Origin of the sequence: Streptomyces sp. ASQP_92 (genome assembly GCF_025399895.1) — a bacterium.
In the GTDB taxonomy this organism is placed as follows: domain Bacteria; phylum Actinomycetota; class Actinomycetes; order Streptomycetales; family Streptomycetaceae; genus Streptomyces.
Map to the genome: position 1 here is coordinate 34,780 of NZ_JAODUA010000025.1, position 14,033 is coordinate 48,812.

Annotated in this window: 14 protein-coding genes; 12 read left to right on the forward strand and 2 right to left on the reverse strand. The window is 70.7% G+C overall.

Annotation, left to right across the window (positions count from 1 at the left end; translation table 11 throughout):
• The first annotated feature begins 34 nt into the window (after window positions 1-34).
• From rsmD to mutM, 7 genes are all read left to right on the forward strand, one after another.
• Complete coding sequence (rsmD, locus tag N4G70_RS32960; protein ID WP_261716454.1) at window positions 35-631, forward strand: 16S rRNA (guanine(966)-N(2))-methyltransferase RsmD; 597 nt, start codon at window positions 35-37, stop codon at window positions 629-631.
• Between the two features lie 26 nt (window positions 632-657).
• Entirely contained in the window at window positions 658-1,137 is a 480-nt protein-coding gene (gene coaD, locus N4G70_RS32965; RefSeq protein ID WP_261716487.1) for a pantetheine-phosphate adenylyltransferase, read from the forward strand.
• A gap of 119 nt (window positions 1,138-1,256) precedes the next feature.
• Window positions 1,257-2,375, forward strand: coding sequence for an ATP synthase F0 subunit B (locus N4G70_RS32970; protein ID WP_261716455.1), 1,119 nt, complete (start codon window positions 1,257-1,259; stop codon window positions 2,373-2,375).
• 187 nt (window positions 2,376-2,562) lie between these two features.
• Window positions 2,563-3,210, forward strand: a complete 648-nt coding sequence (locus tag N4G70_RS32975) for a DUF177 domain-containing protein (RefSeq protein ID WP_174248696.1) — start codon at window positions 2,563-2,565, stop codon at window positions 3,208-3,210.
• A 2-nt stretch (window positions 3,211-3,212) separates the two neighbouring features.
• Window positions 3,213-3,386 carry a 50S ribosomal protein L32 gene (rpmF, locus tag N4G70_RS32980; protein WP_007493396.1) on the forward strand — a complete coding sequence of 58 codons (174 nt, stop codon included), beginning with the start codon at window positions 3,213-3,215 and terminating at the stop codon, window positions 3,384-3,386.
• A 19-nt stretch (window positions 3,387-3,405) separates the two neighbouring features.
• The gene (gene rnc / locus N4G70_RS32985; protein ID WP_261716456.1) at window positions 3,406-4,215 is read left to right on the forward strand and encodes a ribonuclease III; all 810 of its coding nucleotides are present in this window, start codon (window positions 3,406-3,408) and stop codon (window positions 4,213-4,215) included.
• A gap of 120 nt (window positions 4,216-4,335) precedes the next feature.
• Entirely contained in the window at window positions 4,336-5,205 is an 870-nt protein-coding gene (gene mutM / locus N4G70_RS32990) for a bifunctional DNA-formamidopyrimidine glycosylase/DNA-(apurinic or apyrimidinic site) lyase (RefSeq protein WP_261716457.1), read from the forward strand.
• Here the strand turns inward: mutM and N4G70_RS32995 are convergent.
• A complete protein-coding gene (locus N4G70_RS32995; RefSeq protein WP_261716458.1) occupies window positions 5,178-5,609 on the reverse strand; it encodes a helix-turn-helix domain-containing protein in 432 nt (143 codons plus the stop codon). The genes mutM and N4G70_RS32995 overlap by 28 nt on opposite strands.
• A gap of 160 nt (window positions 5,610-5,769) precedes the next feature.
• Here N4G70_RS32995 and N4G70_RS33000 point away from each other — a divergent pair, with 160 nt between their 5' ends.
• Window positions 5,770-6,360: a flavodoxin family protein gene (locus N4G70_RS33000; RefSeq protein WP_261716459.1), complete on the forward strand. Its 591-nt coding sequence runs from the start codon at window positions 5,770-5,772 to the stop codon at window positions 6,358-6,360.
• Between the two features lie 228 nt (window positions 6,361-6,588).
• Here the strand turns inward: N4G70_RS33000 and N4G70_RS33005 are convergent, their stop codons facing one another.
• The gene (locus N4G70_RS33005; RefSeq protein ID WP_261716460.1) at window positions 6,589-7,488 is read right to left on the reverse strand and encodes a CAP domain-containing protein; all 900 of its coding nucleotides are present in this window, start codon (window positions 7,486-7,488) and stop codon (window positions 6,589-6,591) included.
• A 180-nt stretch (window positions 7,489-7,668) separates the two neighbouring features.
• Between N4G70_RS33005 and N4G70_RS33010 the strand changes: the two genes are divergently transcribed.
• From N4G70_RS33010 to N4G70_RS33025, 4 genes are all read left to right on the forward strand, one after another.
• The gene (locus N4G70_RS33010) at window positions 7,669-7,962 is read left to right on the forward strand and encodes an acylphosphatase (protein WP_261716461.1); all 294 of its coding nucleotides are present in this window, start codon (window positions 7,669-7,671) and stop codon (window positions 7,960-7,962) included.
• A 379-nt stretch (window positions 7,963-8,341) separates the two neighbouring features.
• A complete protein-coding gene (locus N4G70_RS33015; protein WP_053727915.1) occupies window positions 8,342-8,560 on the forward strand; it encodes a hypothetical protein in 219 nt (72 codons plus the stop codon).
• Window positions 8,561-8,773: 213 nt separating this feature from the next.
• The gene (gene smc, locus N4G70_RS33020; RefSeq protein ID WP_261716462.1) at window positions 8,774-12,331 is read left to right on the forward strand and encodes a chromosome segregation protein SMC; all 3,558 of its coding nucleotides are present in this window, start codon (window positions 8,774-8,776) and stop codon (window positions 12,329-12,331) included.
• A 235-nt stretch (window positions 12,332-12,566) separates the two neighbouring features.
• Complete coding sequence (locus N4G70_RS33025) at window positions 12,567-13,985, forward strand: sugar porter family MFS transporter (RefSeq protein ID WP_261716463.1); 1,419 nt, start codon at window positions 12,567-12,569, stop codon at window positions 13,983-13,985.
• Window positions 13,986-14,033: the final 48 nt, after the last annotated feature.

Sequence of the window (14,033 nt, forward strand, 5' to 3'; positions counted from 1 at the left end):
CACATGAACCGCATGAACACCGACAAGGACTGAGATGACCCGCGTGATCGCCGGCCGGGCCGGTGGACGCCGCCTGGCCGTACCGCCGGGCACCGGCACCCGCCCCACCTCCGACCGGGCGCGCGAAGGCCTCTTCTCCACCTGGGAGGCGCTGCTCGGCACCCTCGACGGCATCCGGGTCGCCGACCTGTACGCGGGCTCCGGGGCCGTCGGCCTCGAAGCGCTCTCCCGGGGAGCGGCCCACGCCCTGCTCGTCGAGGCCGACGCCCGCGCCGTGCGCACCGTCCGCGACAACGTGGCCGCGCTGAAGCTGCCCGGCGCCGAGGTGCGTACCGGCAAAGCGGAGCAGATCGTGACAGGCCCGGCGCCCGCCGAGCCGTACGACGTGATCTTCCTCGATCCGCCGTACGCCGTCACCGATGACGATCTTCGGGAGATCCTGCTCACACTCCGTCGCGGGGGCTGGCTCACCGAGGACTGCCTCGTCACCGTGGAGCGCAGCACCAGAGGCGGGGAATTCGGCTGGCCCGAAGGATTCGAAGCGCTGCGGGCCCGTCGTTACGGCGAGGGCACGCTTTGGTACGGTCGCGCCGCCTCCACGTGCGAAAACGCACCGAGAGACACCCCATGACCGGACCGGAGAGCGAGGGACATCAGATGCGCCGCGCCGTCTGTCCGGGGTCCTTTGACCCCATCACCAACGGACACCTCGACATCATCGCCCGCGCCTCCCGGCTGTACGACGTCGTACACGTCGCGGTGATGATCAATCAGTCGAAGCAGGGCCTGTTCACCATCGAGGAGCGGATCGAGATGATCCGAGAGGTGACGGCCGACCTGGGCAACGTGGAGGTCGAGTCCTTCCACGGGCTGCTCGTCGACTTCTGCAAGCAGCGGGACATCCCCGCGATCGTCAAGGGCCTCCGCGCCGTCAGCGACTTCGACTACGAGTTGCAGATGGCCCAGATGAACAACGGGCTCTCCGGCGTCGAGACCCTGTTCGTGCCCACCAACCCGACGTACAGCTTCCTGTCGTCCTCCCTGGTCAAGGAAGTCGCGACCTGGGGCGGAGACGTCTCCCACCTCCTGCCGGCCACCGTCCACGAGGCCCTGGTCGCCCGGCTCGCGCGGAAGTGAGCCGATGAGCGGCCGGAAAGCCGAGCACTGACAGTGCGTCACCCGGTGTCGGGCGGGCGCCGACTGGCCTTACAGTCGTCCCGTCCGTCTCCAATCCGTTAGAAGAGTGGCGATCACCGGTGGACGTGCAGAAGAAGCTCGACGAGATCGTCGAGGTGGTCGGCAGCGCCCGGTCCATGCCCATGTCGGCCTCGTGCGTGGTCAACCGCGCCGACCTCCTCGCGATGCTGGAAGAGGTGCGCCAGGCCCTGCCCGGCTCGCTCGCCCAGGCCCAGGAGCTGATCGGCGGCCGGGAGCAGATGGTCGAGCAGGCCCGCCAGGAGGCCGAGCGGATCATCGAGTCCGCGCACGCTCAGCGCGGCACGCTCATCTCCGACACCGCCGTCGCCCGCCAGTCCCAGGACGAGGCCGACCGCATCCTGGACGAGGCCCGCAGGGAGGCCGAGGAGATCCGCGCCGAGGCCGACGACTACGTCGACTCCAAGCTCGCGAACTTCGAGGTCGTCCTCACCAAGACCATCGGCTCGGTCGACCGCGGCCGCGAGAAGCTGCTCGGCCGCGGCCCCGGCCTGGACGCCCAGGGCCAGTCCGACGACGACGCCCCCGAGTACAGCGCCGATCCGCAGACGCTGATCCACCGCGCGGACGAGTACGTCGACGCCAAGCTCGGCGCCTTCGAGGCGGTGCTCGCCAAGACCCTCGAAGCCGTCGGCCGGGGCCGCCAGAAGCTGCACGGCCGGACCGCGTCCGACGAACTGGGCGCGCACATGGCCGCCCAGGACGCGGCGGGCGGCCTGCACCAGCACACCAGCGACGCCGACTACCTGGCCGGCCTCGCCGAACTGGCCGACCCCGAGCCGGCCGCCGCGCACGCCGCCGCCGAGCCGCACATTCCGGCCCAGCAGCAGCCCCAGGCGTACGACCCCTACGGCTACCAGCAGCCGCAGCAGCAGGACCCGTACGGCTATCAGCGGCCCCAGCAGCCCCAGCAGCCCCAGCAGCCCCAGCAGCAGGAGCAGTACGCGCAGTACGGATACGGACAGCAGGATCCGTACGCCTACGACCAGGGCCCGCACCAGCAGTACGCCGCTCCGGAGGCCGCGCAGCAGTACGGAGTGCCGGCCCAGCACGAGCCGCAGCAGGGCGCGCTCGACGAGACCAGCCTCTTCGACACCAGCATGATCGACCTGGACCAGCTCCGCGCCTACGAGCAGGGCCGGGGACAGCACCGCCCGTAGCGGTCCGGGGCGCCGCTTCGCGCCCGGGCGAGGGGGCGGTACGGGGGGAACGGAACCGGATTGGGTCTATCGCGGCCGGTCCAGTATCCTGGTTCTTCGGTCGCGCGTACGTCCGCGATCCAAGCTGCCCGATTCGCTGCGCGAAGCCGGTGGCAGCCACTCCACGATCTCGAAAGCAGGAAGAGCCCTGAGCACGCGCCTCGACCACCGCAATCCCCTCGTGTTCGACACACACGAGCTGGGACGGCGTCCCGGTGCGCTCCAGCGGCTCTCCCGCACCGTGGAGGCCCCCAAGGATCTCGGCATCGCCGAGGTCATCCACGTGCCCGAGGGTCGGCCCGTGGACATCGAACTCCGCCTGGAGTCGGTCATGGAAGGGGTGCTTGTCACAGGCACCGCCCGTGCATCGGCCGACGGGGAGTGCGTAAGGTGTCTGGAGCCGCTTCAGCAGGATGTTGAAGTGGACTTCCAGGAAATGTTCTCGTACCCCGACACCGACGACCGGGGCCGCCACAAGGCAGCCGCGGACGACGATGCCGAGGACGACGAGGACATGATTCCGCTCGAGGACGGCATGTTCGACCTCGAGCCTTTGCTGCGTGACGCGGTAGTGCTCGCACTGCCGATGCAGCCGGTGTGCCGGGAGGACTGCCCGGGGCTGTGTTCCGAATGCGGAGCGAGCCTGGCGGACGACCCGGACCACCACCATGACGCCGTCGACATTCGTTGGGCGGCACTGCAGGGACTCGCCGGGACCATCCAGGACGGCGAGAAGGACAACATGAGCGGCACTGCGTCTGACGTGCAGGATGCCGCCGAGAAGCAGGAGAAGTAGCCGTGGCTGTTCCGAAGCGGAAGATGTCGCGCAGCAACACGCGCCACCGCCGGTCGCAGTGGAAGGCTGCGGTCCCCACCCTGGTTGCGTGCGAGCGCTGCCATGAGCCGAAGCTCCAGCACATCGCGTGCCCGAGCTGCGGCACCTACAACAAGCGCCAGGTCCTCGAGGTCTGAGCGGCTGGTGAGAGGCCCGATGTCTGAGTCCAACGCCAAAAAGGCGGACAACAACACGGCCTCGTCCCACACGCTTCTGGAAGGGCGGCTCGGGTATCAGCTCGAGTCCGCCCTTCTGGTGCGTGCGCTCACCCACCGTTCGTACGCGTACGAGAACGGCGGTCTGCCGACCAATGAGCGGCTGGAGTTCCTCGGGGACTCGGTGCTCGGTCTGGTCGTCACCGACACGCTGTACCGCACCCACCCCGACCTTCCGGAAGGCCAACTGGCCAAACTCCGGGCCGCGGTGGTCAACTCTCGTGCGCTCGCGGAGGTGGGCCGAGGGCTCGAACTCGGCTCCTTCATCCGGCTCGGCCGGGGCGAAGAGGGCACGGGTGGCCGGGACAAGGCATCCATCCTCGCCGACACCCTTGAAGCGGTGATCGGCGCGGTCTATCTCGACCAGGGGCTTGAGGCGGCGTCCGCGCTCGTCCACAAGCTGTTCGACCCCCTAATCGAGAAGTCCTCGAACCTCGGGGCCGGCCTGGACTGGAAGACCAGTCTCCAGGAGCTGACGGCGGCCGAAGGACTCGGTGTTCCCGAGTACCTGGTCTCCGAAACCGGACCCGACCACGAGAAGACCTTCACTGCTGCCGCCCGCGTCGGTGGTGTCTCGTACGGCACCGGCACCGGCCGCAGCAAGAAGGAAGCGGAGCAGCAGGCCGCGGAGTCGGCGTGGCGGGCCATTCGCGCCGACGCCGACGAGCGGGCCAAGGCGGGGGCCGAGGTCCCCGTCGCCGCGGCCGATGGCGGGTCGCCGACTCCCGCCGCCGGCGATTCGGCGGCCTGACAGCCTCTTCCTTCGAGACCCCCGGCCGACGCCCCCGTGGCGCCGGCCGGGGGTCTCGTCCGTATCCGCCCACCCGGGGCCGCCGCGAGCGCCCGGCCGGCCCGGAGGTAATCTGCGCGCATGCCTGAGCTGCCTGAAGTCGAAGTCGTCCGGCGCGGCCTTGAGCGCTGGGTGGCCGGGCGCACCGTGGCCCAGGTCGAGGTGCTGCACCCCCGCGCCGTGCGCCGCCACCTGGCCGGGGGCGATGACTTCGCGGCCCGGCTCACGAGCCACCGGTTCGGCGTCGCGCACCGGCGCGGCAAGTATCTGTGGCTGCCGCTCGCGGACGCGGACGCCTCGGTGCTCGGGCACCTCGGGATGAGCGGACAGCTCCTGGTGCAGCCCGAGAACGCACCGAACGAGAAGCACCTGCGGATCAGGGTGCGGTTCCAGGACGACGCGGGCACCGAACTGCGCTTCGTCGACCAGCGCACCTTCGGCGGGCTCTCGTTGCACGACACCGCCGTGGGCAGCGAGGACGGGCTGCCCGACGTCATCGCGCACATCGCCCGCGACCCGCTGGACCCCGCCTTCGACGACGAGGCCTTCTTCGTGGCGCTGCGGCTGCGACGCACCACGATCAAACGAGCACTGCTCGACCAATCGCTCATCAGCGGGGTCGGCAACATCTACGCCGACGAGGCGCTCTGGCGCGCCCGGCTGCACTACGACCGCCCCACCGCGACCCTGAACCGTCCCAAGGCGGCCGAACTCCTGGGCCATGCGCGGGACGTGATGAACGCGGCGCTCGCGGTTGGCGGCACCAGCTTCGACAGCCTCTACGTCAACGTGAACGGCGAGTCCGGTTACTTCGACCGCTCCCTGGACGCGTACGGCCGCGAGGGCGAGCCGTGCCGGCGCTGCGGAACGATCATGCGCAGGCGCGCCTGGATGAACCGGTCCAGCTACTTCTGCCCGAAGTGTCAGCGGGCCCCGCGCGCCGCGTCGTAGCTCTGCTGTGCGTCGAGGACCGACGGCATACGGGCCTCCACGAAGTGGATGAGCGAGAGCAGCCGTTCGGCCACCTCGCGCCCGAGCGGGGTCAGTTCGTAGTCGACCCGCGGCGGGTTCGTCGGCTGCGCCTCGCGGTGGACGAGGCCGTCGCGCTCCAGTGAGTGCAGGGTCTGGGAGAGCATCTTCTCGCTCACGCCGTCGATCCGGCGTCGCAGCTCGTTGAAGCGCAGGCTCCCCTCGTGCAGCGCGCCCAGCGTCAGGCTGCCCCAGCGCCCCGTGACGTCCTCCAGCGTGCGCCGGGACGGGCAGGACTTGGCGAAGACGTTGAACGCCAGCTCCGCGTCCTCGGCATCGGTGCGGGGCCCGGCGGTGCGCTCCACGCTCGGAGAGATGTCATCCATGACGGACAGCATACGCCTTACAGCGCTTGCACCCAGGTTGCGCTAACCAAAAGTTAGTGCTTACCTTGGTGCAGCGCCGCAGCGGGCACCCGCAGCGGAACCGCTTCCGGCCGTCGCATCCGCCCTGCCGCCTTTCCTTGCCCTTGAGGGGATTACCGCCGTGATCACTCCTGTCGTCTCGATCGCCTACCACTCCGGATACGGCCACACCGCCGTGCTCGCCGAGGCCGTCCGCCAGGGCGCCGCCGCGGCCGGGGCCACCGTCCACGTCATCAAGGTCGACGCCATCACCGAGGCCGAGTGGGAGCTACTCGACGCCTCCGACGCTGTCGTCTTCGGCTCGCCCACCTACATGGGCACCGCGTCCGGCGCCTTCCACCAGTTCGCGGAGGCCACCTCCAAGCGCTGGTTCACCGACGCCTGGCAGGACAAGCTCGCCGCCGGCTTCACCAACTCCGGCTCCAAGAGCGGCGACAAGGGCCACACCCTGCAGTTCTTCCAGACCCTCGCCGCCCAGCACGGCATGCACTGGGTGAACCTGGGCCTGAAGCCCGGCTGGAACTCCTCCACCGGTTCCGAGTACGACCTCAACCGGCTCGGCTTCTTCTCCGGCGCCGGCGCCCAGACCAACTCCGACGAGGGCCCCGAGGCGGTCCACAAGGCCGATGTCGCGACCGCCGAACACCTGGGCCGACGCGTCGCCGAGACCACCCGCGTCTTCCTCTCGGGCAAGGCCGCCGTAGGCGCCTGATCCGATCCGATCCTCCGATCCCGCCCCATTCCGTGCACCGGGATGGGAACGCGGCCAAACAAAGGCCGCACGAAGGCCATACGAGCCATACGAAAGGGCCCTCCCCGTTCGAAACGGAGAGGGCCCTTTCGTGCGCGTACGAACAAATACCGCGTCCGGGATTGCGTTCGAGCGATGGAGCGATGGGATTGATCATTCGACGGTACGCACCTGGCGCCCGGCGAATGATCAGAAACCGAAGTCCTGGGTCCACCACGGGCCGCCGGACCCGAAGTGCACGCCGACGCCCAGCGTCTTGTACTCGCAGTTGAGGATGTTCGCCCGGTGGCCCGGGCTGGTCATCCAGGCGTCCATCACGGCCTGGGCGTCGGCCTGGCCGCGGGCGATGTTCTCACCGCCCAGGCCCTGGACGCCCGCCCGCGCGGCCCGGTCCCACGGGGACCTGCCGTCCGGGTCGGTGTGGTCGAAGAAGCCGCGGGCCGCCATGTCGACGCTGAAGGCGGTGGCGAGCGAGCCCAGTGCCCGGTCCGCCGTCACGGGCCTGCAACCGGCTTGCGCCCGCTCCTGGTTGACCAGGGACAGCACGGCCGCGGCCGCCGAGGCCTCGGCGCTCGGCTGCTGCGCGCGCTGCGAGGGCACGAGGCTCGGCGAGGTGCCGGCGCCGGACGGCGCGGCCGGCTTCGGCGGCGCCGGCGCGGGCGCCTCGGCCGTCTTGCGCGGGGCGGGCGCGGAGGCGGACGCGGGCGCGGACGGGGTTGCCGAAGCGCTGGGGGAGGGAGAGCTCGACGGGGTGTGCGCGGCCTTCGCCGACTGGGTCGGGGCGGGCGCCGCGGCGGTCGGCTTCTCCGACTCTCCGCCCTGCGCCCGCACATCCGGCGTCCGGCTCGCGTGCACCGGCCCGCCGGCCACGGTGTCGCCGCTCACCTTGTACGTACCGCCGCCGGGCAGCAGGCCCGACGCGACGGCCACGGCGCCCACGGCCACCGCGGCCGAGACGCCGAGCAGCCCGGTGCGCACGGGCACGGCCCCGCGCTTCTTCCGGCGTGATGTGCCCCGGGTCCCGCCGTCCCGCGCCGCCGCGACATCTGCGGGCGCGGGATCGGCGGCGGAGCGACGATGGCGTCCCATCCGCTGTGCCTTCCTCAATGCCGGGGGCAATGCCTGGCCGCATTGCCGGGGCCGCGATCGGGCCCGAAATGATCAAATGCGCACTAACCCATACGGGTGAGGCTCATTGCGTCGCGACTGTACGCCATGACGCATGGGGGCGAAGTGCCGCGTGAGCAATTGGCCGGTTAGCGTGCACGTATGAACGAAGATGCGCACGGAGATGTTCGACTCACGGCCTGGGTGCGCGGGCGAGTACAGCAAGTCGGCTTCCGCTGGTTCACCAGGGCGAATGCTCTGGAGATCGGCGGCCTCAGCGGTTTCGCCCTCAATCTGGACGACGGACGCGTGCAGGTCGTCGCCGAGGGGCCGCGTGAGAATTGCCACCGTCTGCTCGAGTGGCTCCGCTCCGACGACACACCGGGCCGGGTCGACGGAGTCACCGAGATCTGGGACACAGTGCGCGGCGGCTACGACGGCTTCGCGATCCGCTGACCCCTCCCGCCCGCCGGGCGGGGCCGGGTCCCGGTGACGCCCCGCAGTCGGCCGACAACCACGCGCTGACCTCGAACGATCCGACTGTTGCCATCTCGCGCCCGGCGTGGAAGGCTGCGGAAGTAACGATGATCTCCACGCCCTCGAGGCTCCGAGGAGAGGCAGCGCCGCCCGTGTTCGCGGCCGCGTGCCCCCGGATTGCCCATGGATACGGGGCGTGATCGTGTTGACCGTCAAACTTTTTGGTGAGACTCTGGAAGCCCCGCGCACCTTAGCTGTTTGGCATGAAGAACCGCAGTCAAGTCCAAGCACCGCGGGTGCGATTCCCTCACGACCCACACCGCTTCGGTCGGTCACTCAGTGTGGAGGACCATCCATCATGGCAAAGGCGCTTCTCGGTTACGTCGGCGGTTCCGACCCGCGACTCCTCGCCGAGATGCGACGGCTCCAGCAGCGCGTCCAGGACCTCGAGTCCGAGCTCAACCGGATTCAGTCCGAGAACGACGTGCTGTCCGCTGCCGCCGCTTCGCACCGCGGAGATTCGCTGCTCGAAGGCATCGACATCGACGTCCCGCAGGCGGAGCCCGCACTCACCTGATCCTGGGGCGAGCACGGCTTCCGTCTCTCTCGTCGCGATCGAGAGATCCGCAAGACCTGCAATGTATTGCAAGGGACGCTTCGGCGTCCCTTCTTTCTTTCCACCCGGTACACCCGAACCCGGTACACCCGGGCCGACCGCCTTTCTCCCACGGTCTGATCTGCCCTGCACCTTCCTGGGCGAAACCGGGAGCGAAAGGTAGAGTCCGGCGGCGTGCACCTCAAGGCCCTCACCCTGCGCGGATTCAAATCCTTCGCGTCCGCGACCACGCTGAAGTTCGAGCCGGGCATCACCTGCGTGGTGGGCCCCAACGGATCCGGCAAGTCCAATGTCGTGGACGCGCTGAGCTGGGTGATGGGCGAGCAGGGCGCCAAGTCGCTGCGCGGCGGAAAGATGGAGGACGTCATCTTCGCCGGGACGACCGGCCGCCCCCCGCTGGGCCGCGCCGAAGTCTCCCTCACCATCGACAATTCCGACGGCGCGCTGCCCATCGAATACGCCGAAGTCACCATCACGCGGATCATGTTCCGCAACGGCGGCAGCGAATACCAGATCAACGGCGACACCTGCCGGCTCCTCGACATCCAGGAACTGCTCTCCGACTCCGGCATCGGCCGCGAGATGCACGTGATCGTGGGACAGGGCCAGCTCGACTCCGTCCTGCACGCCGACCCGATGGGGCGCCGCGCCTTCATCGAGGAGGCCGCCGGCGTCCTCAAGCACCGCAAGCGCAAGGAGAAGGCGCTGCGCAAGCTGGACGCGATGAAGGCCAACCTCGCCCGCGTCCAGGACCTCACCGACGAACTGCGCCGCCAGCTCAAACCGCTCGGCCGCCAGGCCGCCGTCGCCCGCCGCGCCGCCGTCATCCAGGCCGATCTGCGCGACGCCCGGCTCCGGCTGCTCGCCGACGACCTCGTGACGCTGCGAGAGGCGCTCAGCGCCGAGATCGCCGACGAGGCCGAACTGCTGCGCCGCAAGGAGGGCGCCGAGGCGGACCTCAAGGCGGCCCTCGCCCGCGAGGCCCAACTGGAGGAGCAGGTACGCCAGTTGGCGCCGCGGCTCCAGCGCGCCCAGCAGACCTGGTACGAGCTGTCCCAGCTCGCCGAGCGGGTACGCGGCACGATCTCGCTGGCCGAGGCCCGGGTCACCAGCGCGAGCGCCCAGCCCGTCGAGGAGCGGCGCGGACGCGAACCGGAGGACATGGAGCGCGAGGCCGCCCGGATCCGCGAACAGGAGGCCGAGCTGGAGGCCGCGCTCGAAGCGGCCGAGCACGCCCTGGAGGACACCGCCGCCCACCGCGCCGAACTGGAACGGGAACTCGCCGTCGAGGAACGCCGTTTGAAGGATGTGGCCCGGGCCATCGCGGACCGGCGCGAGGGCCTCGCCCGGCTGCGCGGCCAGGTCGACGCCGCGCGCGGCAGGGCCGGTTCCGCGCAGGCCGAGATCGACCGGCTGGCCGCAGCGCGCGACGAGGCCGGCGAGCGGGCCGCCGCCGCTCAGGGGGAGTACGAGCAGCTCAAGGCCGAGGTGGACGGCCTCGAAGCCGAGGACACCGAGCTGGCCGAGGCCCACGAGGCGGCCCGGCGGGAGCTCGCCGGGGCCGAGGCCGCGCTCGGCGCCGCCCGCGATGAGGTCACCGCCGCCGAGCGCGAACGCGCCGCCGTCGCCGCCCGGCACGACGCCCTGGCGCTCGGGCTGCGCCGCAAGGACGGCACGGGCGCGCTGCTCGACGCCCGCGACGCCCTGGCCGGGCTGCTGGGCCCCGCCGCCGAACTGCTCACCGTGACCCCGGGCCACGAGACGGCGCTCGCCGCCGCGCTGGGCGTCGCCGCCGACGCGATCGCGGTGTCCGGGCCCTCCTCGGCCGCCGAAGCCATCCGGATGCTGCGCAAGCAGGACGCCGGCCGCGCGGCCCTGCTCCTGAGCGGCGCCCCCGTGGACGAGGGCGCCCGCCCCGCCCGCGGTGACGGCCCGCCCCGCGCCGCCGACCTCGTCCACGGGCCCGCCGAGCTGATGCCGGCGGTGCGGCGCCTGCTGCGCGACGTGGTGGTGGTCGCCACCCTGGAGGACGCCGAAGACCTCGTCTACGCCCGGCCCGCGCTGACCGCCGTCACCGCCGAGGGCGATGTGCTCGGCGCCCACTTCGCCCACGGCGGCTCGGCCGGCGCGCCCAGCCTCCTGGAGGTCCAGGCCTCCGTCGACGAGGCCGCGGCCCACCTCGCCGGCCTCGCCGTACGCTGCCAGGAGCTGGCCGAGGCCCAGCGGGTCGCGGGGGAGCGGCGCGCCCAACTGGCCGCGCGGGTCGAGGAGTTGGGGGAGCGCAGGCGGGTTGCCGAGAAGGCCGCCTCCTCGGTCGCCCAGCAGCTCGGACGGCTCGCCGGGCAGGCCAGGGGCGCGGCGGGGGAGGCCGAGCGGACGGCGGCCGCGGCCGCCCGCGCCCAGGAAGCACTGGAGAAGGCGAAGGAAGAGGCCGAGGAGCTGGCCGAGCGTTTGCTGGTCGCCGAGGAGATGCCGGTCGAGGAGGAGCCCGACACCTCGGTGCGCGACCGGCTCGCGGCCGACGGCGCCAACGCCCGCCAGACCGAGATGGAGGCCCGCCTCCAGGCCCGTACCCACGAGGAGCGCGTCAAGGCGCTCGCCGGGCGGGCCGAGGCGCTCGACCGGGGGGCCAGGGCGGAGCGCGAGGCGCGCGCCCGGGCCGAGCAGCGGCGCGCCCGGCTGCGCCAGGAGGTGGCCGTCGCCCGAGCCGTGGCGTCCGGCGCCCGCACCCTGCTCGCCCACGTCGAGGTGTCGCTGGCGCGGGCCGAGCGGGAGCGGGCCGGGGCCGAGTCGGCGAAGGCCGAGCGCGAGGCGGAGCTGACCGCGGCCCGGGGGGCCGGCCGGGATCTCAAGGCAGAACTCGACAAGCTGACCGATTCAGTTCACCGCGGCGAGGTACTAGGAGCGGAGAAGCGGCTGCGGATCGAGCAGCTGGAGACCAAGGCGCTGGAGGAGCTGGGGGTCGAGCCGGCCGGGCTCGTGGCCGAGTACGGGCCCGACCAGCCGGTGGCCCCCGCCCCGCCCGCCGAGGGAGAGGAGGTGCCGGATGACCCCGCCCACCCGCGCAACCAGCCGGTCCCGTACGTACGGGCCGAGCAGGAGAAGAGGCTCAGGGCAGCCGAACGGGCGTACCAGCAGCTCGGAAAGGTCAACCCGCTCGCCCTTGAGGAGTTCGCGGCCCTGGAGGAGCGCCACCAGTTCCTTTCCGAGCAGCTGGAAGACCTCAAGAAGACCCGGGGCGACCTCCTTCAAGTCGTGAAGGAGGTGGACGAGCGGGTGGAGCAGGTCTTCACCGAGGCCTACCGGGACACGGCGCGGGAGTTCGAGGGCGTCTTCTCGCGGCTCTTCCCGGGCGGCGAGGGACGGCTCATCCTGACCGACCCGTCCAACATGCTCACCACCGGGATCGACGTCGAGGCGCGCCCGCCGGGCAAGAAGGTCAAGCGCCTCTCGCTGCTCTCGGGCGGCGAGCGCTCGCTGACCGCGGTGGCGCTGCTGGTCTCCATCTTCAAGGCCAGGCCCAGCCCGTTCTATGTGATGGACGAGGTCGAGGCCGCGCTCGACGACACCAACCTCCAGCGGCTGATCCGGATCATGCAGGAGCTCCAGGAGTCCTCGCAGCTCATCGTGATCACGCACCAGAAGCGGACCATGGAGGTCGCCGACGCGCTGTACGGCGTCTCGATGCAGGGCGACGGCGTCTCCAAGGTCATCAGCCAGCGGCTGCGCTGAGCCCACCGCGCGCGTCCGCGATCTTCGGGCTGATCTTGCTCGTTCAAGACTTGAACATCACCCGGCGCGTCATGCCTGCAAATTCACAAGCGAACAGGTATTGACTTCGAAACTTGAAGGCATAGTCTCTGCAACGTTGCTTTTACCTTCAAGTGGTGGGTGACCGGAAGTTGTGCGCCACTTGGAAGAGTCCCCTCACGCCCGGCGACGCTGCCGGGCGGCCCCAGGAGTACACGTGACCAGTACCGCGCAGGCACAGGCGTCCGGAGGCGGCCACACCGCCCCGGACCACCTCGGCCATGTCATCTTCATCACGGCGGCGGCCGCGATGGGCGGCTTCCTCTTCGGCTACGACAGTTCCGTGATCAACGGCGCCGTAGAGGCGATCCGCGACCGGTACTCCATCGGCTCGGGGACGCTCGCCCAGGTCATCGCCATCGCCCTGATCGGCTGCGCGATCGGCGCCGCGACCGCGGGCCGCATCGCCGACCGCATCGGCCGCATCCGCTGCATGCAGATCGCGGCGGCCCTCTTCACCATCAGCGCCATCGGCTCGGCCCTGCCGTTCGCGCTCTGGGACCTCGCCTTCTGGCGGATCATCGGCGGCTTCGCCATCGGCATGGCCTCGGTCATCGGCCCGGCCTACATCGCCGAGGTCGCCCCGCCCGCCTACCGCGGCCGGCTCGGCTCCTTCCAGCAGGCCGCCATCGTCATCGGCATCGCCATCTCCCAGCTCGTGAACTGGGGCATCCTCAACGCCGCCGACGGCGACCAGCGCGGCAAGCTCCTGGGCATCGAGGCCTGGCAGGTCATGCTCGGCGTGATGGTCATCCCGGCCGTCCTGTACGGGCTGCTCTCCTTCGCCATCCCCGAGTCGCCGCGCTTCCTCATCTCGGTGGGCCGCGACGCCGACGCCAAGAAGGTGCTCGCCGACGTCGAGGGCAAGGGCGTCGACCTGGACGCCCGCGTCGCCGAGATCGAGCACGCCATGCGCTCCGAGCACAAGTCGTCCTTCAAGGACCTGCTCGGCTCCAAGTGGGGCTTCCTGCCCATCGTCTGGGTCGGCATCGGCCTCTCGGTCTTTCAGCAGCTCGTCGGCATCAACGTCGCGTTCTACTACTCCTCGACGCTGTGGCAGTCCGTCGGCATCGACCCGTCCGGCTCGTTCTTCTACTCGTTCACCACGTCGATCATCAACATCATCGGCACCGTGATCGCGATGGTGCTCGTCGACCGGGTCGGCCGCAAGCCGCTCGCCCTGGTCGGCTCCATCGGCATGGCGGTCGCGCTCGCCGTCGAGGCCTGGGCGTTCTCCGCGCACCTGGTGGACGGCAAGCTCCCCAACACCCAGGGCGTGGTGGCACTGATCGCCGCCCACGTCTTCGTGCTCTTCTTCGCCCTGTCGTGGGGCGTGGTGGTCTGGGTCTTCCTCGGCGAGATGTTCCCCAACCGGATCCGCGCCGCCGCCCTCGGCGTGGCCGCCGCCGCCCAGTGGATCGCCAACTGGGCCATCACCGCCAGCTTCCCGAGCCTGTCGGACTGGAACCTGTCGGGCACGTACGTCATCTACGCGATCTTCGCCGCGCTCTCGGTCCCCTTCGTGCTCAAGTACGTCAAGGAGACCAAGGGCAAGGCGTTGGAGGAGATGGGCTAAACCCCGCTGCCCCCCTCCTCTCACCCGACCGCCCCGGCTCGCCATCGA

Bases quoted from the DNA above. Each gene is read 5' to 3' on its own strand.
- rnc (WP_261716456.1), top strand. From the start codon at position 3,406: ATGTCTGAGTCCAACGCCAAAAAGGCGGACAACAACACGGCCTCGTCC.
- coaD (WP_261716487.1), top strand. From the start codon at position 658: ATGCGCCGCGCCGTCTGTCCGGGGTCCTTTGACCCCATCACCAACGGA.
- N4G70_RS33005 (WP_261716460.1), bottom strand. From the start codon at position 7,488: ATGGGACGCCATCGTCGCTCCGCCGCCGATCCCGCGCCCGCAGATGTC.
- N4G70_RS32995 (WP_261716458.1), bottom strand. From the start codon at position 5,609: ATGGATGACATCTCTCCGAGCGTGGAGCGCACCGCCGGGCCCCGCACC.
- rsmD (WP_261716454.1), top strand. From the start codon at position 35: ATGACCCGCGTGATCGCCGGCCGGGCCGGTGGACGCCGCCTGGCCGTA.
- N4G70_RS33010 (WP_261716461.1), top strand. From the start codon at position 7,669: ATGAACGAAGATGCGCACGGAGATGTTCGACTCACGGCCTGGGTGCGC.
- N4G70_RS33015 (WP_053727915.1), top strand. From the start codon at position 8,342: ATGGCAAAGGCGCTTCTCGGTTACGTCGGCGGTTCCGACCCGCGACTC.
- mutM (WP_261716457.1), top strand. From the start codon at position 4,336: ATGCCTGAGCTGCCTGAAGTCGAAGTCGTCCGGCGCGGCCTTGAGCGC.